The organism is Paraburkholderia sp. BL23I1N1, from assembly GCF_003610295.1.
Lineage (GTDB): Bacteria > Pseudomonadota > Gammaproteobacteria > Burkholderiales > Burkholderiaceae > Paraburkholderia.
On sequence record NZ_RAPV01000001.1, the window covers coordinates 1,302,716 to 1,323,479 of the forward strand.

14 protein-coding genes, 1 tRNA gene and 2 pseudogenes are annotated in these 20,764 nt (G+C 63.1%); 10 read left to right on the top strand and 7 right to left on the bottom strand.

Annotated elements, in window-relative coordinates:
* The first annotated feature begins 21 nt into the window (after window positions 1–21).
* Both B0G76_RS06095 and B0G76_RS06100 read left to right on the top strand, forming a co-directional pair.
* Complete coding sequence (locus B0G76_RS06095; protein WP_120290899.1) at window positions 22–852, top strand: EI24 domain-containing protein; 831 nt, start codon at window positions 22–24, stop codon at window positions 850–852.
* A gap of 30 nt (window positions 853–882) precedes the next feature.
* Window positions 883–1,714 (top strand): annotated as a pseudogene (locus B0G76_RS06100) (competence/damage-inducible protein A).
* A 371-nt stretch (window positions 1,715–2,085) separates the two neighbouring features.
* On the opposite strand, the gene B0G76_RS06105 reads toward B0G76_RS06100, so the two are convergent.
* Complete coding sequence (locus tag B0G76_RS06105) at window positions 2,086–2,550, bottom strand: rhodanese-like domain-containing protein (RefSeq protein ID WP_120290901.1); 465 nt, start codon at window positions 2,548–2,550, stop codon at window positions 2,086–2,088.
* A gap of 452 nt (window positions 2,551–3,002) precedes the next feature.
* Between B0G76_RS06105 and glnA the strand changes: the two genes are divergently transcribed.
* From glnA to B0G76_RS06125, 4 genes are all read left to right on the top strand, one after another.
* Window positions 3,003–4,418, top strand: coding sequence for a type I glutamate--ammonia ligase (gene glnA, locus B0G76_RS06110; protein WP_120290903.1), 1,416 nt, complete (start codon window positions 3,003–3,005; stop codon window positions 4,416–4,418).
* Window positions 4,419–4,642: 224 nt separating this feature from the next.
* Window positions 4,643–5,785 (top strand): nitrogen regulation protein NR(II), encoded by a 1,143-nt coding sequence (glnL, locus tag B0G76_RS06115; protein ID WP_120290904.1) that lies wholly within the window; start codon window positions 4,643–4,645, stop codon window positions 5,783–5,785.
* Between the two features lie 35 nt (window positions 5,786–5,820).
* A complete protein-coding gene (ntrC, locus tag B0G76_RS06120) occupies window positions 5,821–7,338 on the top strand; it encodes a nitrogen regulation protein NR(I) (RefSeq protein ID WP_120290906.1) in 1,518 nt (505 codons plus the stop codon).
* Window positions 7,339–7,440: 102 nt separating this feature from the next.
* Window positions 7,441–9,636: a prolyl oligopeptidase family protein gene (locus B0G76_RS06125; RefSeq protein WP_120290908.1), complete on the top strand. Its 2,196-nt coding sequence runs from the start codon at window positions 7,441–7,443 to the stop codon at window positions 9,634–9,636.
* 76 nt (window positions 9,637–9,712) lie between these two features.
* Here B0G76_RS06125 and xth read toward each other — a convergent pair whose 3' ends face one another.
* On the bottom strand, window positions 9,713–10,489 hold the full coding sequence (gene xth / locus B0G76_RS06130; protein WP_120290910.1) for an exodeoxyribonuclease III: 777 nt from the start codon (window positions 10,487–10,489) through the stop codon (window positions 9,713–9,715).
* A gap of 257 nt (window positions 10,490–10,746) precedes the next feature.
* Here xth and B0G76_RS06135 point away from each other — a divergent pair, with 257 nt between their 5' ends.
* Both B0G76_RS06135 and B0G76_RS06140 read left to right on the top strand, forming a co-directional pair.
* Complete coding sequence (locus B0G76_RS06135; RefSeq protein ID WP_120290912.1) at window positions 10,747–11,034, top strand: hypothetical protein; 288 nt, start codon at window positions 10,747–10,749, stop codon at window positions 11,032–11,034.
* Window positions 11,035–11,160: 126 nt separating this feature from the next.
* Window positions 11,161–11,237: transfer RNA gene (locus B0G76_RS06140), tRNA-Met, on the top strand.
* Window positions 11,238–11,334: 97 nt separating this feature from the next.
* Here the strand turns inward: B0G76_RS06140 and B0G76_RS06145 are convergent.
* Window positions 11,335–12,033, bottom strand: a complete 699-nt coding sequence (locus tag B0G76_RS06145; RefSeq protein ID WP_120290914.1) for an aspartate/glutamate racemase family protein — start codon at window positions 12,031–12,033, stop codon at window positions 11,335–11,337.
* Window positions 12,034–12,251: 218 nt separating this feature from the next.
* On the opposite strand from B0G76_RS06145, the gene B0G76_RS06150 reads away from it, so the two are divergent.
* On the top strand, window positions 12,252–13,544 hold the full coding sequence (locus tag B0G76_RS06150) for an amidohydrolase family protein (RefSeq protein WP_120290916.1): 1,293 nt from the start codon (window positions 12,252–12,254) through the stop codon (window positions 13,542–13,544).
* Window positions 13,545–13,665: 121 nt separating this feature from the next.
* Here B0G76_RS06150 and B0G76_RS06155 read toward each other — a convergent pair whose 3' ends face one another.
* Window positions 13,666–15,774: a M3 family metallopeptidase gene (locus B0G76_RS06155; protein ID WP_120290918.1), complete on the bottom strand. Its 2,109-nt coding sequence runs from the start codon at window positions 15,772–15,774 to the stop codon at window positions 13,666–13,668.
* A gap of 296 nt (window positions 15,775–16,070) precedes the next feature.
* On the opposite strand from B0G76_RS06155, the pseudogene B0G76_RS06160 reads away from it, so the two are divergent.
* Window positions 16,071–17,187 (top strand): annotated as a pseudogene (locus B0G76_RS06160) (acyltransferase family protein).
* Between the two features lie 85 nt (window positions 17,188–17,272).
* Here the strand turns inward: B0G76_RS06160 and folD are convergent.
* From folD to B0G76_RS06175, 3 genes are all read right to left on the bottom strand, one after another.
* Window positions 17,273–18,133, bottom strand: a complete 861-nt coding sequence (folD, locus tag B0G76_RS06165) for a bifunctional methylenetetrahydrofolate dehydrogenase/methenyltetrahydrofolate cyclohydrolase FolD (RefSeq protein ID WP_120290920.1) — start codon at window positions 18,131–18,133, stop codon at window positions 17,273–17,275.
* Between the two features lie 258 nt (window positions 18,134–18,391).
* Entirely contained in the window at window positions 18,392–19,333 is a 942-nt protein-coding gene (locus B0G76_RS06170; RefSeq protein WP_120290922.1) for a DUF2950 domain-containing protein, read from the bottom strand.
* A 20-nt stretch (window positions 19,334–19,353) separates the two neighbouring features.
* Window positions 19,354–20,670: a DUF3300 domain-containing protein gene (locus B0G76_RS06175; RefSeq protein WP_120290924.1), complete on the bottom strand. Its 1,317-nt coding sequence runs from the start codon at window positions 20,668–20,670 to the stop codon at window positions 19,354–19,356.
* Between the last annotated feature and the right edge of the window lie 94 nt (window positions 20,671–20,764).

The window sequence follows — 20,764 nt, forward strand, 5'->3', positions numbered from 1 at the left end:
CGTTCACCGGCACTGGCTCGCATGAATGATCTGTTGCGCTCGTTTGGGCGCGCGCTCGCAAGCGCGCTCCACCCGCGCATGCTCTGGCTGACCTTCCTGCCGTTTCTGGCGGCAACGGTCGGGTGGGGCGTGATTCTCTGGTTTTCCTGGCAGACGCTGATCGGCGCCACCCGCACGTGGCTCGAAAGCTGGTCGTTCACGGTCACGCTGTATCGTCTGTTCGACTGGCTTGGCTTTTCGGCGCTGCACACGGCGATCGCGCCGTTCATCGTGATTGCGATGGCGATTCCCTTGATTGTCGTCACGGTATTGCTGCTGATCGCCACGCTGTCGATGCCGGCAGTGATCCGTTTCTTGTCGGCGCGGCAATTTCCCGGCCTCGAAATGCGTCACGGCGGAACGTGGTACGGTAGCCTCGGTCAGGCGTTGTGGACCACGCTGGTCTGTCTCGTGTTGCTGATCGTCACCTTGCCCCTATGGCTCGTGCCGCCGTTCTTCGCGCTGATTCCGCCGCTCCTGTGGGGCTGGCTGACGTATCGCGTGATGAGCTACGACGCGCTCGCGCTGCATGCCACGCGTGACGAGCGGCGCGCGCTGGTGAAGCGCTTCCGGTTGCCGCTGCTGCTGATCGGCATCGCGAGCGGACTGCTGGGGTCGCTGCCTACGCTGTTGTGGGCGTCGTCGGTCTGGCTGATCGTGCTGTTCCCGGTGATCACCGCGGTGACCATCTGGATCTACGCGTTCATCCTTGTGTTTTCGGCGCTGTGGTTCGGCTACTACTGTCTGCGCGCGCTGCAACGCATGCGCGCGGAAGAGCACGGTCCGCGGCACGCGGCACCGGTTCCTTACTGATGAATTATTGACTAAGCGAAAGAGGCGGCAATGGCATTTGGCGTCATCATCATCGGCGACGAAATCCTGTCGGGCAGACGCGTCGACAAGCATCTGCCGAAGGTCATCGAATTGCTGGGCGCGCGTGGGCTGTCGCTCGGTTGGGCGGAATATATCGGCGACGAACCGGCGCGGATCACGGCAACGCTTCGACGCACGTTCGCGTCGGGCGACATTGTGTTTTCCACGGGCGGCATCGGCGCCACGCCGGATGACCACACCCGTCAGTGCGCGGCGGCCGCGCTCGGTGTGCCGCTCGAACTGCATCCCGAGGCCGCGAAGCTGATTCAGGAGCGGATCCGCGATATGTATCCGGCGAACTTGGCTGCGCCGCTCGATCTGGACTCGCCCGAGAACCGGCATCGTCTGAATATGGGCACGTACCCGCAGGGCGCGTCGATCATTCCCAACGGCTACAACAAGATTCCGGGCTTCTCAATCAATCAGCATCACTTCGTACCGGGCTTCCCGGTGATGGCGTGGCCGATGATCGAGTGGGTGCTGGATACGCAGTACGCGCATTTTGCATCACGCGATGCCGCATGCGGAAAAGTCATTGCTGGTGTTCGAGCTGCCGGAGTCGCGCGTGACGCCGTTGATGGAAAAAATCGAACGCGATTTTCCGGGCGTGAGGGTGTTCAGCCTGCCGAGCGTGGGGGATGCGGAGCGCGGCGGCGTGTATGCGCGGCATCACATCGATCTCGGCGTGAAGGGCGAACCGGAAGCCGTCGCGGCGGCGTTTGTGAAGCTGCGCGAAGGGGTGCATCTGTTAGGCGGCGATATTGTCGAGCCTGAGGCGGCTGCGGCTAAGCCGCGCAGTTGAACCTTGATTGAATCTTGCTTGAGCCTTGATTGTGAGCTTTGGCGGGGCCGCGGTTCGGCCGCCGCACACGTCAAACGTTGTTCGGGCGCGTTCGCGCCTATGCCTGACTTAACCAACTGACTTAAGAATCAACGCATCATCGGCCTGTCACATGCAGCGCCGACGATGCGTCTAATTGTCCCGTCTAACCTGCGGAAGCACCATCAAGTGGTTCGCATCGGCTTGCACGCGCGGCTGGCAAGCGGCCACTTGTCGCACCGTGCGGGTCCCGTGACGCAAGCGCCGCTGATGCGGCCAGCAGCGACCAGGCAGCCAATCAGGCTGCCGATCGAGCGGCCAACAAGATGGCCAACTCGGCAACCGGCCAGCAATCAGGCGCCGATCCACGGCAACCCGCGAAAGCACCAGCCCGTCACAGTCTTCCGATGCCCTTGGCCATCCTTATCGCCTTCGAAGCCTTCCAGCAGGTCGTACGCCTTGGAGTAGCCCGCCTGGGTGGCGGCGATCGCAGCCAGCTTCGAGCGCGCGGCGCTGCGACACAAAAACAGCACCGGCGTATCGGGCGAGGCAGCCTGGCTCAGTTGCTGAAGGAATTCCTGGTTCGGCACGGCGCCCGGGTAGCGCGTCCATTCCACATGCACGTATTGCCCGTCGCCGATAACCGGCCGGCCGACCCAATCGAGTTCGGCACGGGTGCGCACGTCGACGAGGCGCGTGCGCGGATCGAGTTGCAGCAGTTCGAACGCTTCGGCGGGCGATACCGCGCCCGCATAGGGCAACTGGTTTTCGGTGCGGCGCTTGTCCGCCTGGGCGTACAACTGTTCGAGCGTGCTCATGAGCGCAAACCTCCTTCGGACCAAATGACCATTCTAGCGCGCGGCGCGAATGCGGTTCAGCGGTGGCGTCCCGTGAACGCGAGACAGGAGAGCGCAGGAAAAAGCAGGAGAGCGCGCGCTCGACGATGGTGCATATTTTCACGCATGCACCAAAATAGAGATGCCCGTCGTTGCTGATTTTGTGAATGCACCGAGTCGGTGCGTGATGGGGCGCAAAGTTTTCGGGGCTGCATGCGGTTCGGTGCGCTCATTCCCCGCAAACGCGCGCGCAGTGTGGCTTTGCGCCGGGTTGGCGCATACGTGGCACAGAAGCTGCTTTATTGGTGCCGATCGATTTGTTCCAGCAGGCTTTTATGTTCGTCCTCAACGATAGAGGGGTGGACGCGCCGGGACGGGTCAGCTAGATTGGGCGGCGGCTGAATCCGCCGAATTCGTTAATCAGGAGATAGGTTATGAGTAAATCCGTGGCCGACGTCGTTCAACTCGTCAAAGACGAAGACGTCAAGTTTGTCGACTTCCGTTTCACCGACACGCGCGGCAAAGAGCAACACGTTTCGGTGCCGGTGTCGGCATTCGATGAAGACAAGTTCGAAAGCGGCCATGCGTTTGACGGTTCGTCGATTGCCGGCTGGAAGGGCATCGAAGCATCGGACATGTTGCTGATCCCGGACGCGAACACTGCTTTCATCGACCCGTTCTACGAAGAATCCACCCTCGTCTTGACCTGCGACGTCGTCGAACCGGCTGACGGCAAGGGCTACGAGCGCGACCCGCGTTCGCTCGCCAAGCGCGCTGAAGCCTACCTGAAGAGCACGGGCCTCGGCGACACGGCCTTCTTCGGTCCGGAACCGGAATTCTTCATTTTCGATTCGGTCAAGTGGGGCACGGACCAGTCGGGCACGTTCGTCAAGATCGGTTCGGAAGAAGCACCGTGGTCGTCAGCGATGGACTTCGAAGGCGGCAACACCGGCCACCGTCCGGGCACGAAGGGCGGCTACTTCCCGGTCGCTCCGGTCGACACGTTCCAGGACATCCGTTCGGAAATGTGCCTGCTGCTCGAACAGATCGGCATCCCGGTCGAAGTGCATCACCACGAAGTCGCGGGCCAGGGCCAGAACGAAATCGGCACGAAGTTCTCGACGCTGGTGCAACGCGCCGACTGGCTGCAGCAAATGAAGTACATCATCCACAACGTCGCGCACACGTACGGCAAGACGGCGACGTTCATGCCGAAGCCGGTGGTTGGCGATAACGGTTCGGGCATGCACGTTCACCAGTCGATCTGGAAAGACGGCGCGAACCTGTTCGCGGGCAACGGTTACGCAGGTCTGTCGGAATTCGCGCTGTTCTACATCGGCGGCATCATCAAGCATGCTCGCGCGCTGAACGCGATCACGAACCCGTCGACGAACTCGTACAAGCGCCTCGTGCCGCACTTCGAAGCACCGGTGAAGCTGGCTTACTCGGCTCGTAACCGCTCGGCATCGATCCGCATTCCGCACGTGTCGAACCCGAAGGGCCGCCGTATCGAAACGCGTTTCCCGGATCCGATGGCGAATCCGTACCTGTGCTTCTCCGCGCTGATGATGGCGGGTCTGGACGGCGTGCAGAACAAGATTCACCCGGGCGAAGCGGCCGACAAGAACCTGTACGACCTGCCGCCGGAAGAGGATGCAAAGATCCCGACCGTGTGTGCTGGCCTCGACCAGGCGCTGGACGCACTCGACGCGGACCGCGAGTTCCTGACGCGCGGTGGCGTGTTCACGGATTCGATGCTCGACGCGTACATCGAACTGAAGACGGGCGAGCTGCAACGCTATCGTCAGTCGGTGCACCCGATCGAATTCGAAATGTACTACTCGCTGTAAGCGGCCATGGCGCTTCGCCCTTCAAACGGCGAAGCGCCTTGCCCGACGCTCGCGATCGGTCACGAAGGGACGGCGGCGCCGTCCCTTTTCTGTTAGGCCCGAATGCGTCCACTCGCAAGCTGTGCGGTGTATGGGCAAGGAAGCAGGGCAGTAGGCAGGGCAATGAGCAGGACAATAAGCTGTACACCTGATTTATCACCATCTCCTATCGGCCAGACTGCAAGATGGTTCTGAAGAATCTGATGAAGGCAAGGAAAGGACACGAGCAGACGCTGTCGAATGACGCTCAGCTGGTGAGTTCCGGTTTGCTGCCGGGCTTCGAGGCATTGCCGACGGTTGTGCTGGTGCTCGACAAGCGCGCGCTGCGTGTGGTGTTTGCGAACCCGTCGGCGGAATCGATGCTTGAGCTTTCGCGCAAGCAATTGACGCAGATGGCATGGCAGGACATTTTCTCGAATGCCGACGAACTGGTCGCAACCATCTCCGCGATCGCTGCTCACCGTTTTCACGCGACGCATCTCGACGCCGTACTCGAGCGCCCGGGCCACGAGCCGCTGCATGTACATGCGATCGTCGGCTTTCTGGAGAGCGCGCAAGACTACGTGCTGCTCGAACTATTCGAGAACGAGCGGCATTTGCGCTCGGACCGCGAGGAGCGCATCAATGACCTCACGGCCGTCAACAAACAACTGATCCGCAATCTCGCGCATGAGATCAAGAACCCGCTCGGGGGGATTCGCGGCGCGGCGCAACTGCTCGAGTTTGAACTCGGCGAGCGTCAGCGCGACGAGTTGCGCGAGTACACGCAGGTCATCATCAAGGAATCGGACCGGTTGCAAACGCTGGTCGATCGCTTGCTGGAGCCGCACCGTCATCCGCATATCGTCGGCGACGTGAATATTCACGAGGTATGTGAGCGCGTGCGCCAGGTGATTCTCGCGGAGTTTCCGCGCGGACTGACGATCGAGCGCGATTACGATGTGAGCGTGCCGGACCTGCGCGGCGACAAGGAGCAACTGATCCAGGCGCTTCTGAACATCGTGCGTAATGCTGCCGAAGCGTTGCGTGAACGCATCTCGCAAGGCGACGCGCGCATCGAATTGCGCACGCGCATTGCGCGCAAGATCACCGTGTCGAAACGCTTATGTAAGCTGGCACTGGACTTGCATATCACTGACAACGGCCCAGGCATTCCCGAGGAAATCCGTGACCGCATTTTCTATCCGCTCGTGTCGGGGCGCGAGGACGGTAGCGGTCTCGGCCTGACGCTCGCGCAGACCTTCGTGCAGCAACACGACGGGCTGATCGAAGTGGACAGCCGGCCGGGCCATACCGAGTTTCAGATTCTGCTGCCGCTCGACTGCTAACACCGAAAGTAACTGAAGACTTCTGACCGACCTATATGAAGCCGATCTGGATAGTAGACGACGATCAATCGATTCGCTGGGTGCTCGAAAAAGCGCTCGCTCGCGAAAACTTCGCGACACGTAGCTTCGCGAACGTGCGCGAGGCTTCGGCGGCGCTCGATCACGACAGCCCCCAGGTGCTGGTGTCCGACATTCGGATGCCTGGCGGCTCCGGCCTCGAATTGCTGCAAACCGTCCGTGACAAGGTGCCGGGCCTGCCCGTCATCATCATGACGGCGTTCTCGGACCTGGATAGCGCGGTCGCCGCATTCCAGGGCGGTGCTTTCGAATACCTCGCCAAACCGTTCGACGTCGACAAGGCGGTCGAGTTGATCCGCCGCGCGGTCGACGAAAGCATGCGCGGCGAACAGACGTGGGATGACCGCGTCGCCGAAGCACCGGAGATGCTCGGGCAGGCGCCGGCGATGCAGGACATGTTTCGCGCGATCGGCCGGCTGTCGCATTCCGCGGCCACCGTGCTCATTACCGGCGAATCAGGCACCGGAAAGGAACTGGTCGCGCGCGCGTTGCACCGACATAGCCCACGCGCGAACGGTCCCTTCATCGCGCTGAATACGGCGGCAATTCCGAAGGATCTGCTGGAGTCCGAACTGTTTGGTCACGAGCGCGGTGCGTTCACCGGTGCGCAGGCCATGCGCCAGGGGCGCTTCGAGCAGGCCGAGAACGGCACGCTGTTTCTCGACGAAATCGGCGACATGCCGTTCGATTTGCAGACACGCCTGTTGCGTGTGCTCTCGGACGGGCAGTTCTATCGCGTCGGTGGTCACAATCCGTTGCGCGCCAACGTGCGCGTGATTGCGGCGACGCACCAGAACCTCGAATCGCGCGTGCGTCAGGGCCTGTTCCGCGAGGACTTGTATCACCGGCTCAATGTGATCCGCTTGCGCTTGCCGGCGTTGCGCGAGCGCAGCGAAGACATTCCGCTGCTCACTCGTCACTTCCTGCAAAAGAGTGCGCGCGATCTGGGCGTGGAGCCGAAGCGCGTGTCAGAAGATGCGCTTGCTTATCTGGCCTCGCTGCCGTTTCCGGGCAATGTGCGTCAACTGGAGAATCTCGCCAACTGGCTCACGGTGATGGCGCCGGCGCAGACCATCGAGATCAAGGACTTGCCGCCCGATCTGGGGCCCGCGCAAGCAGGCGTAACCGATCTCGCGGGCGGTGGCAGCGGCGTGATCGGCGCGGGTGAATCAGGCCTCGCCGGCGGCGCGCCGATCAATGGCATCGGCGCGGCCACGCATCCGGCTTCTGCTGCCGGCATGCCGGCAGCGACCACCGTGAGCGCCTGGGAAGGCGGCTTGCGCACCGAAGTCGCGCGGATGTTGCGCGAGAATGCGGCCGACGTCATGGACGAACTCGCACGCCGTTTCGAAGCGGCGGTGATTCGCGAGGCGCTGGATTTCACGCGCGGACGCAAGGTGGAGGCCGCGGAGCGCTTGGGCATTGGCCGCAATACGATCACGCGCAAGATTCAGGAACTCAATCTCGAACCCTGAGATAGCTGGGGCGGCGTGCCAGCCGTCCCGGCATCAAGCCTCACAAAGGCTCCCGCGCTCACGCAAGGCATAATCGACGCTGTTTTCATTCGACAGCCGACGATGCCCGCTCCTCCCGCCTCTTTCTCCTGGCCGCTTTCCCCCGATCCCTTTCTGTCGCTCGAGGCGCTCGACGACCCCGGCGCGCTCGCGTGGGTCGAAACGCAGAACGCCCGCACGCGCACCGCATGGTGCCGCGGCGCGGAATTCGAGTCGCTCCAACGGCGGCTTGCCGACGCTTATCTGCCGCGCGAGCGTCCGGTCATTCCCGATCGCTGGAAAGATTGGGCCTACGATCTGTGGCAGGACGAACGCAATCCCAAAGGCATCTGGCGACGCACGACATGGGCGGCCTGGCGCAGCGGCGCGCCCGTCTGGCAGAACCTGCTCGACTTCGACGCGCTCGGTGCGGCCGAAGGCACGCCGTGGGTCTGCGCCGAACTCGACATTCTCTATCCGGACGGCGATCGCGCGCTGATCACGCTGTCGCCGGGCGGTTCGGATGCGCTGGTTGTGCGCGAGTTCGACATCGACGCGCAACGTTTTGTCGACGACGGTTTCGTGATTGCGAAGGCCGGCAAGCACACGGCTTCGTGGATCGACCGGAATACGCTTTACGTCGGCTGGGACAACGGCCGCAAGACGCTGACGCGCTCCGGCTATCCGCGCGAAGTGCGACGCTGGACGCGGGGCAGTGCGCTGGCCGATGCGCCGGTGGTTTTCAAAGGTGCATTCGGCGACATCGGCGTGGAGGCGCATTACGATCCGGTTGAACAGCGCCACACGATGGTGAGCAGCGTCGATTTCTTCGATTCGCATACGTATTACCTCGATGGTGTCGCGGGCACCGCAGACAGTGCCGATGCCTGGCAGCAGTACGACGTGCCGTCGCACGTCGCGGTCGGCGGTTGGCAGGGCTGGCTGCTGCTCGAACCGCGCCTCGATTGGGACTGCAACGGTGTGTGCTATCCGGGCGGCGCGCTGCTGGCGATCCGCGAAGGCGCGTTCTTGCGTGGCGAGCACGACGTGACGCCGCTTTTCATGCCGACCTCGCAAACCTCCGCTTGCGAGTGGACGCATACGCGCAATGTCCTGATCGTGTCGTATCTGGAGAACGTGCAGAGCAGGACCTCGCTGTGGATACCGTCGCAGGCGGACGATCAGACCTGGCACTGGCATCAACGCCTCTTTCCATCGCGTGACGACGTGCAAGCCGACGTTTCGCCCGTCGAACCGACGCTGAACGACGAAGTGTTCGTCGACACCGACGATTATTTGCAGCCGCCTGCGTACTGGCTCACCGATCTTGCCCAGAACAACCTGAGCGATTGGGCGCTGCTCGACCGTTGGCCGACTCAGTTCGACGCGGCGCCGTTCGCGGTGACGCGTGGGCACGCAGTGTCCACGGACGGCACGCGGGTGCCGTACACCGTGATCGGACCGCGGGTTGTGCAACAGATGGAGCAAGGGCAGACGGTGCAGCAGACGCGCGGTCAAGGGTGCAAGCAGACGCATGAGCACGCGCATACGCATACGCCCGAGCTAGCCCACGAGCCGGCGCGCCCCTGCCTGCTCAACGGTTACGGCGGCTTCGCGATTCCGCTGCTGCCGGGTTATCTGACCGGGCAGGGCATCGGCTGGCTGGCGCGGGGCGGCGTGTACGTTGTGGCGCATATTCGCGGCGGCGGCGAGTTCGGCACAGCGTGGCATATGGCGGCGCAGGGCGAGCACCGGCAGCGCGCGTTCGACGACTTCATCGCGGTGGCCGAGGCGCTCATTCGCACAGGCGTAACCAGTGCCGCGCAACTCGGCATTCAGGGTGGCAGCAATGGCGGCCTGCTGGTCGCGGCGTGCATGGTGCAGCGGCCCGAGCTATTCGGCGCCGTGGTGTGCGAGGTGCCGTTGCTCGACATGAGCCGCTATCACTTGCTGCACGCGGGCGCGTCATGGATCGATGAATACGGCGACCCCGACGAGCCCGACGAAGCACGCATGCTGGCGGCTTACTCGCCTTATCACCGAGTGAGTGCGGATGTGGCCTATCCTCCCGTGCTATTCACCACATCGACTGCGGACGACCGCGTGCATCCCGGACACGCGCGCAAGATGGCCGCGCGCATGCAGGCGCTGGGCGCGGACAGGGTCTGGTATCGAGAGAACACGGAAGGGGGCCACGGCGGCTCCGATGAGCTGGAGCAGGCCGAGCATGATGCAATGGTGTTCGAGTTCTTGTGGCGCTGTTTGAACGGGCCGGCGTAGGCTATTGAAACAGGTCGGCCGCCGCTCCGCCCGGGCCTTGCTGAGGCCTCGCCTGAGGCCACGCGTGCGCTGCTGTTCAGCCGATCTGCGCGACCACCGGTGTGTGGTCCGACGGCTGATCCCATTTGCGCGGCACCCTGTCGATATCGCACGACGAGCAAAGTTCGGCGAGCGCTTTCGACAGCAGAATGTGGTCGATGCGCATCCCCGCATTGCGGCGGAACGCCATCATCCGGTAGTCCCACCACGAGTAGATCTTCTCGGGCTGCTCGAACTGGCGGAACGCATCGAGGAGACCGAGTTCGATCAGCCTCACGAATTCGGCGCGCTCTTCGGGCGACACCAGATTCTGGCCCTCCCATGCTTTCGGATCGTGCACGTCGCGATCTTCCGGCGCGATGTTGTAATCGCCGAGCAGCGCGAGCTTCGGATACAGCGCCATTTCGCTCGCGATCCAGTCGTGCAGTGCGGCGAGCCAGCGCAGCTTGTAGGCGAATTTGTCGGTGCCCGGCGCCTGGCCGTTCGGGAAGTACGCGGAGATGATGCGTACGTCCTCGACAGTCGCGGCGACCACGCGTTGCTGCGGGTCTTCAAAACCGGGGATATTGCGCACGACGCTGCTTTCGTCGACGTTCAGGCCTTCGCGCACCAGGATGCCGACGCCGTTATAGGTCTTCTGGCCCGCGAACCAGCTCCGGTAGCCTTTCGCTTCGAGTTCGGCGCGGGGGAATTTGTCGTCGGTCAGCTTCAGTTCCTGCAGGCACAGCACATCCGCGTGGCTGGTGTCGAGCCAGTCGATGACGTGCTGCAGACGGACTTTCAGGGAGTTGACGTTCCAGGTGGCGATTTTCATGGCGTTCTCACATTCTTGCTGGGCAAGGCTTTGTGGGGTGCGGACCCCGCGTTTTTACTTTGTTCCGCCGCGGCGGCTACCCATCTGGCGACCCGGATTCGGTTTGGCAGCACCGGCTTGATTCCGATAGTCCCGCATCTTATCGCGCGAGACGAGCGACGGTGAAAATTGCCTTGTCGGCGGCGAAAAATAAAAGCGCGATCCGGCCGTGCCCCGGCGTATAGTGGGTTCACATTGACGCGCATTGGGGATTCATCATGGCTCAAGTTTATCCAGCCCTTTATAAGGACTTCGAAGTGCATCCGCTGGTGTTTTCGCGGGAGTTCGACAAGTTCGACGGTCACAAGCGTCATGCCGAAGGTTACGACGTTGCGGTACGCGTCTGCCGGCCGGGCGCCATCAGCGGCTCGAAGGCAAGCCGCGTATTTCGTCTCGAACTGCCGGCCACGTTTTCCGATTTCGGCGTCGCGAAACGCAGAGCGAGTCAGTACGGCGCGGACATCATCGACGGCAAAGTGGAAGGCGCAACGGTCGAAGATCTCTGAGCTGCTCGCTCATTGACGGCATTTGCTTGCTGCATGAATGCGGACCTGCGCTGCGCCTCGTCTGAAACTATTTCACCCGATAGTTTGACGTCTTGCGAGCGTCCCTATACAATCCTTTTTCTCTGACGCGGGGTGGAGCAGTCTGGCAGCTCGTCGGGCTCATAACCCGAAGGTCGTAGGTTCAAATCCTACCCCCGCAACCAAGTATTGTTGAAAGCCCGCTAGCGCAAGCTACGCGGGCTTTTTAACTTCTGGCGCCTGCTTTCCGTCTCCTCACGCATGCGGCACGCGCGCTTGCATTCAGTCCGACTCGATCGCCCATTCCACCGCCGCTTGCGCATGCAACGCGGTTGTGTCGAACACAGGTAACACCGAATCTTCCGGCTTGATCAGCAAGGTGATTTCCGTACAGCCGAGAATCACCGCCTGCGCACCGCGCGCCGCGAGTCCTTCGATCACACGTTGATACACTGCACGCGAGGCGTCATTCACGTTGCCGTGGCACAGCTCCTCGTAGATGATGCGATGCACTTCCGCGCGTTCGGCTTCATCGGGAACCAGTGTCTCGAGGTCGTAGCGCTCGCGTAAGCGCCCCGTGTAGAAAGTCTGCTCCATCGTATAGCGCGTACCCAGCAAGCCCACCCGCTCGATTCCCGCCGCGCGCAGTGCGCTGCCGGTCGGATCGGCGATGTGCAGGAACGGTACGTCGATCGCCTGTTCGATCGATTCAACCACACGATGCATCGTGTTGGTAGCCAGTATCACGAGATCGGCGCCGCCTCGTTCGAGATGGCGTGCGGCATCGGCCAGTTGTTTGCCGAGCGCGGTCCAGTCGCCGGCGCGCTGGTTGGCCTCGATCGGCGCGAAGTCGAGCGTCAGCATCAGGCTGCGCGCGTTGTGATGGCCGCCGAGGCGCGCCTTGGCGTGACGGTTCAGGAGCTTGTAGTACTCGGTAGATGACTCCCAACTCATTCCGCCGATCACGCCGATGGTCTTCATGGTCTTGCTCCGTGAGTGGATGATGCCAACGCCAACGCAGAACGCCCAAGCATCGAACGTGTGGAACGTCGAGTATAGGCGGGCGCCCGGGCTCGCAGCCGGTACGGATTTTCCTCTGCCTGCCGGTACGGCTTCCTGTTAAAACAAAACGCCGGCACGCCCTTTCTGACGCCGATAGAATCGTAGTCACTCAAAGACCGGTCAACAGGGAGCGAACCATGGATCTGATTATCCGCCGCGCGATGCTGCCGCCGGGCGTCGCGCCGCAGCACGGGCAGCCGGTTGACATCGGCATCGAAGCAGGCCGCATCGTCGCCGTCGAAGCAAATCTTGCCGCGGCCGCTCGCGAAGAAATCGACGCCGCCGGTTCGCTCGTTACACCGCCATTCGTCGATCCGCATTTCCACATGGACGCGACGCTGTCGTACGGTCTGCCGCGGGTGAATGCGTCGGGCACCTTGCTGGAAGGCATCGCGCTGTGGGGTGAACTGAAACCGCATCTGACGCAGGAGGCGCTGATCGAGCGCGCGCTGCAGTACTGCGATTGGGCGGTCGCGCGCGGTCTGCTGGCCATTCGCAGTCACGTGGACGTATGCGATCCGCGCTTGCTCGCGGTCGAGGCGCTGGTTGAAGTGAAGCGCCGCGTCGCACCGTATCTCGACCTGCAACTCGTCGCGTTTCCGCAGGACGGCGTCTTGCGCAGTGCCGGCGCATTCGAGAATCTCAAGCGGGCGATTGCGATGGGCGTCGACGTGGTCGGCGGCATTCCACATTTCGAACGCACGATGGCCGACGGCGCGCAGTCCGTGCGCATGTTGTGCGAGTTCGCGGCGGAGCAGGGCTTGCGCGTCGACATGCATTGCGACGAATCGGACGATCCGATGTCGCGCCATATCGAAACGCTCGCGGCCGAAACGCACCGGCTCGGCTTGCATGGGCGCGTCGCCGGTTCGCACCTGACCTCGATGCATTCGATGGACAACTACTACGTCAGCAAGCTCTTGCCGCTGATGCGCGAGTCGGGCGTCGCGGCGATTGCCAATCCGTTGATCAACATCACGCTCCAAGGCCGCAGCGACACGTATCCGAAACGGCGTGGCATGACGCGCGTGCCGGAGATGATGGCGGCGGGCATCACCGTCGCGTTCGGCCACGATTGCGTGATGGACCCTTGGTACAGCCTCGGTTCGGGCGACATGCTCGAAGTCGCGCACATGGGCTTGCATGTTGCGCAGATGACGGGCGTCGACGGCATGCAGGCGTGCTTCGACTCGGTCACGGTGAACGCCGCGCGCATTCTCGGTCTGGAAGACTACGGCATCACGCCGGGTTGCGCCGCCAATCTCGTGCTGCTCGACGCGCGCGATCCGGTCGAAGCGATCCGTCTGCGCGCCGCGCGGCTCGCGGTGGTGAGTCGCGGCAAGGTGGTGAGCCGTGCGCCCGCTGCGAGTGCGGCCTTGTCGCTGGAAGGGCGTCCCGCGCAGGTGGATTTCAAGCTGCATCGCGGTTAGCCGCCGCGCGCGCGGCGTACTGACGCGTGAATGAAAAAAGCCGGTGCTTGCTCACGCAAGCCACCGGCTTTTTATCGATGCCGGCGTGATCTACAACGCCGGCCAATGCCTCAACGCAAGCTCAATGCGCGGCGGCAGGCGCCATGCCGTTGTGCCGCAACAGGGCATCGATATTCGGCTCGCGGCCGCGGAACGCCTTGAACGATTCCATTGCGGGACGGCTGCCGCCCACTTCCAGAATCTCCTTGCGATAACGCAGGCCGGTTGCCTGATCGAGCACGCTGCCGCTCGCGGCCTGCGCGGCTTCTTCGAACGCGGCATACGCATCGGCGGACAGCACTTCAGCCCACTTGTAGCTGTAGTAACCCGCCGCGTAACCACCCGCGAAAATATGGCTGAACGTATTCGGCCAACGCGAGAACGGCGCTTGCGGCACCACGTGGAAACGCTCGTTGATCTCGCTCGCGAGTTCGGTCGCGTTCTTCGTGCCGGACGCATCGAAACCGGTGTGCAGTTGCATATCGAACATCGAAAACACAATCTGGCGCAACGTGCCAAGACCGCTCTGGAAATTCTTCGCGGCGAGCATCTTGTCGAACAGATCGCGCGGCAGCGGCTTCGCGGTGTCGACGTGCGAGGTCATGTCGCTCAACACGTCCCATTCCCAGCAGAAGTTCTCCATGAATTGCGACGGCAATTCGACCGCATCCCACTCGACGCCGTTGATGCCCGACACGCCGAGTTCATCGACACGCGTGAGCATGTGATGCAGACCGTGGCCGAACTCGTGGAACAGCGTGATTACTTCATCATGCGTGAAGCAGGCGGGCTTGCCGCCGACCGGTGCCGAGAAGTTGCACGTCAGATACGCGACCGGCGTTTGCACGCTGCCGTGCGTGTGCTTGTGACGGCCACGCGCATCGTCCATCCATGCGCCGCCGCGTTTGCCTTCGCGTGCGTACAGATCGAGATAGAACTGGGCGACGAGGCCGCCGTCCCGATTCTCGACGCGGAAAAAGCGCACGTCCGGATGCCAGATGGCCGCTTCGTCGCGGCGGATGCGTACACCGAACAACGTTTCGGTGACCTTGAAGAGGCCCTTGAATACGACGTCTTCCGGGAAGTACTGTTTGACTTCGTTCTCGGAGAACGAATAGCGCTTCTGGCGCAGACGTTCGGCGGCGAACGTCATGTCCCACGGCTGCAGCTCGGCCATGCCGAGTTCGCTCGCGGCAAATTCGCGCAGTTCTTTCCAGTCCTGTTCAGCGTGCGGCCGCGCGCGCGTGGCGAGGTCTTCGAGGAAGGCCATGACTTGCGCCGGCGACTCGGCCATCTTCGGCGCGAGCGAGACTTCGGCGAAGTTGTTGTAGCCCAGCATGTGCGCTTCTTCCGCGCGCAGGTTCAGTTGATCGGCGAGTACTGCCGTGTTGTCCCATTCCGCCTTGCCGTTGCCATACTGCGGACCGAGTTCGGACGCGCGCGTTACATACGCGCGGTACATCGTTTCGCGCATCGCGCGGTTTTCCGAGTACTGCATGACCGGGAAATACGACGGGAAGTGCAGCGAGAATTTGTAGCCGGTCTTGCCTTCGCGTTCGGCCGCTTCCTTCGCGCCTTCGATCACGTCTTCCGGCAGGCCGGCCAGTTGCGCCTCATCGCCGGCTTCGACGATATAGGCGTACGCGTTCGTCGCATCGAGCACGTGGTCCGAAAACGCTTTCGACAGCCCTGCCTGCTTTTCCTGCAATTCGGCGAAATGCGGCTTCTGGTCTTCCGGCAATTCCGCGCCCGACAGGCGGAAATCGCGCAGCGCATTGCCGAGAATCTTCTTGCGCTCGCCGGTCAGCGACGAGAAATCGCTGCTGGCGTGTATCGCCTTGTACTTCTCGTACAGCGCGAGATTCTGGCCGACGCTCGACCAGAATTCGGTGACGCGCGGCAGATTCTCGCCGTACACGGCGCGCAGTTCTGGCGTATCGGCCACGGCGTTCAGATGGCCGACTACGCTCCAGGCACGCGACAGCGGCTCGGTGGCGCGCTCGACCGGTTCGACCACGTCGGCCCACGAAGCGGGCGTAATAGGCTGGGCGGCGCGCTCGACGGCGGCAGCCGCGTCGGCGAGCAGGACATCGAGGGCGGGCGTGACGTGTTCGGGGCGGATTTCGCCAAAGCGCGGCAGGTCGGAGAAATCGAGGAGCGGATTGTCTTGATGCGAGGGGGTAGTGGACATAAGGCTTCCTGTCTGACGCGGGTGAACGGGTAATTGGTGCATCGACGGGCGCGCGCGGCAACGCCCCAATGACACTCCATAAGGACATTATTGGGGCAGGGCGCGCCGATTCCAATCCGTCGGCAGACAAATTATCAGATGTCGCGTGACCGTGCGCGGGGCGCGAACGCCGCACGCGGTTCAGGCGGCGGGAATGCGCCGCTGGACTCTGTGCGAAAGCGAACGGTGGGAATTGCTGCCATGCCGCATTCTGGCGTGTCGCTACGCGTCGGCGGCGCTTTCTGCAAGAGGTAGGAATGAACCCGCTTTCGCACGCTCTATCGCGCAACGGCAATAACTTCGACCTTGTGCGGCTGCTTGCCGCCATTGCCGTCGTATATGGCCACTCGTATCTGCTGCAAGCACCTGACGGCACGGCGGATTGGGTCCAGAACGCGCTCGGCTTTGACAGTTTCGGCGCACTCGCCGTCTATGCATTTTTTCTGTTGAGCGGCATGCTGGTGACCGCCAGTTTCGACCGGCAACGCTCGGTGCCTCGGTTTGCCGTGTTGCGTATCGCACGGCTGTGGCCGGCGGTGGCGGGCGCTTCCCTGGTGGCGGTGTTTGTCCTCGGACCGTTTTCGACGACACTGCCGCTGCGCGACTATTTCGCCTCCGGAATGACGCGGGCCGGCCTCGATAACTTCTCCACGATCGTGCTCAACGCCGGCTGGACGCTGCCTGGCGTATTCGAGCACAACCGTATTCCGGGCGGCGTCGGCGGGTCGCTGTGGACGCTGCCGCTCGAAGTGCGCTGCTATCTGATCGTCATGGTGACCGGCATGGTGGGGCTGTTGTCCAATGCGCGCGGCGTGGCATTGGCGGCGGCGCTCGGGTGTGCCGCGTTCATGCTGCGCGTGCATCTGCCGCATCTGCAAATCGGGTTGCGTGATTTCAGCGAAACGCCCGGCGGCTTTTCGTTCTGGCCGGCACCGTTTTTTCATGCTGGGGATGCTGCTGTACGGCTGGCGCGAACGGATCGATATCAACGGCCTGACGGCGTTCGCGCTGGTGATGGTGTTTCTGGTGTTCCGCGACACAGCCGGCGCTCAGCCGTTGTTCTACGTGGCTTTTGTTTACGGCGTGCTGTGGGTGGGCACGACGCCGCTCTTGCGGCGCTTCGTGCCGCGCCACGATTACTCGTATGGGATTTATCTGTACGGCTTCATGGTGCAGCAATGCGTTGCGAACATCGCGCCGCAGTTGGGCCATGTGACGGCGGTGTTGGTCGCCGCGCCGTTTATTCTGCTGTGCGCGGCGCTGTCATGGCATGTTGTGGAGCGCCCCGTGCTGATGTGGTGCCGGGGGCGCCTTGCGCGTCGGTCGACGCCGCTTGGCGCGGGTGTGGCGACTGGGGATCAGGCGGTGCGCTGAGAGAGCTTGTTGGCGCTGAGCGTGCCAACGAGCATCGTAGTCTTGCATGCCGGCGAAACCGCTTCGCCGGCATGCGCTTGCATCGTTAAGCGTTTGCTGGCGCTTCGCGCTCGGCGGCTTCGATCGTGTTGACGAGCAGCATGGTAATGGTCATCGGACCGACGCCGCCCGGCACCGGCGTGATGTAGCCGGCCACTTCCTTGACACCCGCGAAATCGACATCGCCGCACAGCTTGCCCGCTTCGTCGCGATTCATGCCGACGTCGATCACGGCTGCGCCCGGTTTCACCATGTCCGCCGTGAGAATGTTGCGCAGGCCGGTGGCAGCGACCACCACGTCGGCGTTGCGCGTGTGGGCGGCCAGATCGCACGTCTTGCTATGGCAGATCGTGACGGTTGCGCCGGCTTCAAGCAGCAGCAGCGCCATCGGCTTGCCGACGATGTTCGAGCGGCCGATCACCACCGCGTTCGCGCCTTGCAGCGCAATCTCGTAGGCCGCCAGCATCTTCATCACCCCGTACGGCGTACACGGACGGAACAGCGGCCGGCCGGTCATCAGCGCGCCGGCATTGGCGACGTGAAAACCGTCCACGTCCTTTTCCGGGGCGATCGCCTCGATCACCTTGTGGCTGTCGATATGCGGCGGCAGCGGCAGTTGCACCAGAATGCCGTGGATGCGCGGATCGCGATTCAGTTCGTCGACGCGCGCCAGCAGTTCGGCTTCCGGCAGATCGGCCGGATAGCGGTCGAACGACGAACCGAGGCCGTTGTCGTTGCACGCCTTGACCTTGTTGCGCACATAGACCTCGCTGGCCGGATTGTCGCCGACCAGCACCACGGCGAGACCCGGCTGATGGCCGCGAGCGGTGAGGGCGGCGGCACGCGTGGCGACTTCGGCGCGCAGGGTCTTGGAAAGGGCTAGGCCGTCGATCAGTTTGGCAGTCATGGTCGGTCGAGATGGGCAGTTTGGAAAGCGGGGCAGGGCGCAAGCGCGCGTGTTGTGCGGCACGTGCGATGGCGCTTTTCACCAGAAACGGGGCGGCACAGGAAAAGCGCGCGGCGCGAATCAGGGATAAGCAGCGCTGCAAAGTCCGACATTATACCGGCCCGGCATGGCGCGACACGCCACTCGCGTAGACCCAAAAATAAATCGGCCGCGGACGGGCATGCGCGCCGCCGCGGCCGATCGAGCACCCTTCAATCTCTACTGCTGCACGGGCTGCCAGCTATCGTCCGGGTCGAACGATTTAACGGCGGCCGCGGCACGCGAGGTCTGCGGGCCGAGATTCTTCTGATAGACCTGGCCGTCCTGATTGACGATAAAGCTCATCACGCCGGTCTTGCCGTACTCGGCAGGCGAGGCGATCAGACCGAAGCCTTTGGTCAGCACGCCGTTTTCGACGTAGTTCTGCGCGCCGCCCTTCGCGTGCGGCCCCTGCGCCGTCAGGATCCGGTAGTGATAGCCGTGATAGGCCTCTTTCGGCAAGGTGCCGTTGGGCATGGTGGCGGCGAGCGGTCCGAGCGGGCTTTCCGTTTCGCCGGGCGCTGTTGCCCAATACAGGCCGTCATGCTGGCCTTGCGTACTGACGAAGCGCTGTGCGTAGTGCTGGGTCAGATTGCGATAGTCGTTTTGCGCGTCGAGGTAGGCAAGCGAGGTCAGGATCGCAGCGTGTTCGTTGCGGCCGATGCGGCGCGTCAGCATCTCGTCCTGCGCGGCGGGCGGATCGAAGCGCCAGCCATGCGCGGCCTGCACGAGCGGAATCGGCAACGTCCAGCCACTGTCGCCGACCGCCAGATGCGCGGTGGCGCGCCCGTTGCCTTTCACGGGATCGTCGACGATCTGATGCCCTTTCGACCATGCGCCGAGGAACTGGTAAATGTCGTCCTCGCCGATTCCCTCGGAAGGAATGAAGCGATGAAAATCGTTGCCGAGCACGTGTTTGAGCGCACCTTCGTCGTTGCGGGCCAACGCGTCGACGAACGCATTGGCGGCTTCGTCGGCAGTGGGGTAGACCGCTTGCGCGTGTGCGGCGTTTGTGCCGAGCAGCAGGACGGGCGCCACCAGCAGCGTGCCGGTCGTGCCGAGGGCGACGGCGAGTGTCACAACGTGGGCGCGCAACGCGCCGCGTGGAAATAAGCGAATCATTAGAGACTCCTCCCGATCGTTCAACGGTTGCGGCCGAGATGACGCTCACCGCCGCCGCCACCGCCCAGTCTGCCGCCACCACCACCGCCGCCGCGCTGGACGCCACCGCCATTTGCACCGAGACCGCCGCCCGAGCGTTGCTGGCCGCCGCCGTTGGCGCCGAGGCCGCTGCTGCTGGAGCGGTTAGAGCGGTTCGCGGCTGCGTTGCGGCTTGCCTCGCCGCGCTGCGTGTCCTGCCGCGCGGCATTGCCGTCGCCGGCGCCGCGTAATGCGTTGTCGCGATTGGCGTTCTGCGCACGGTTCTGCAGGTCGGCGTTCGCGGTGCCGCCCTGATGAATCCCCTGCACGCGCTGGCTCGCGCTGCCGCTCAGGTTCTGGCCGGTGCGGTTCTGCAAGGTCTGCTGCGCCTGGGCACGGGCATTATCGTCACGGCCGCGGTAGGCATCGCGCTGCGCACCGCCGAGGTTGTTGTTGGCGTTGCGGTTGATAGTCGTGTTGTTGACGTTGCGATTGACGTTGGTGTTGCGGTTCCAGTTCGTCGTGCTGCTGTTCACATTGAGCCGGTTGTTCACGTTGATGTTGTTGTACCGGTTCACGTTGATGTTGACATCATGCGTGTTCCAGTTGAAACCGCCCCACAGCGAATTGGCAACGGCGATACTGGCGCCGAACGCCAGGCCGGTAGCCAGGCCGGTCGCGATTGCATAACCGGGCGGCGGCGGAACATACACGGGTGGGTAGGCGGGATAGGGCCACGTACCGTAGACGACAGTCGGGTTGTATGTCGGCACGTAGACCACTTGCGGATTGGCCGGCACGATCTGAATCGTGCTTTGCTCGACCACGACCTTCTGCTGTGAACTCGTCTTCAGATTGCCGGCGGCCTGCGCCTGTTTGCGCAAGCGTTGCACGGAGTCCATCACGTCGTTTGGCTGGGCCAGAAAGGCGTTGCCGAGTTGCGTGACCCAGTCGGGTTTCGACGCCATCGTCGCGAGGACCTGCGGGAAGGCGACCAGCGACTGCACGCTCGGGTCCCACGTCTCGGACGCGACCGCCTTGACGGCGTCGTCGCCTTGCAGCTTCGAGTTCGCTTTCGACCATGCGGCGGCGGCCTGCACGTCCTGCGGGAAGGTGGCGGCCATCAGCACCTGCGCGAGCAGGGCGTCGGGATAGAGCGCGATGGGCGCGGTCAGCGAATCGAGTTGCTGGTTCGAAATCTTCGCGGCGCTTTGCGCATACGCCGCGCTCGGTGTAGCAAGGCCGACGAAGAGTGGTGCGCCCGCAAGTGCGGCGCAAACAAGCAGCACACGCGAACGGTGTGTTCCGGATCGTTTCACGATGAAATCCTCCCGGCTGTGTTAGACCGAAGTTCCCCCATCCACCCAAGCCACCAAGCGGGTGCAAGCCCCCGTGTTTCAAGGCATCCGCGCT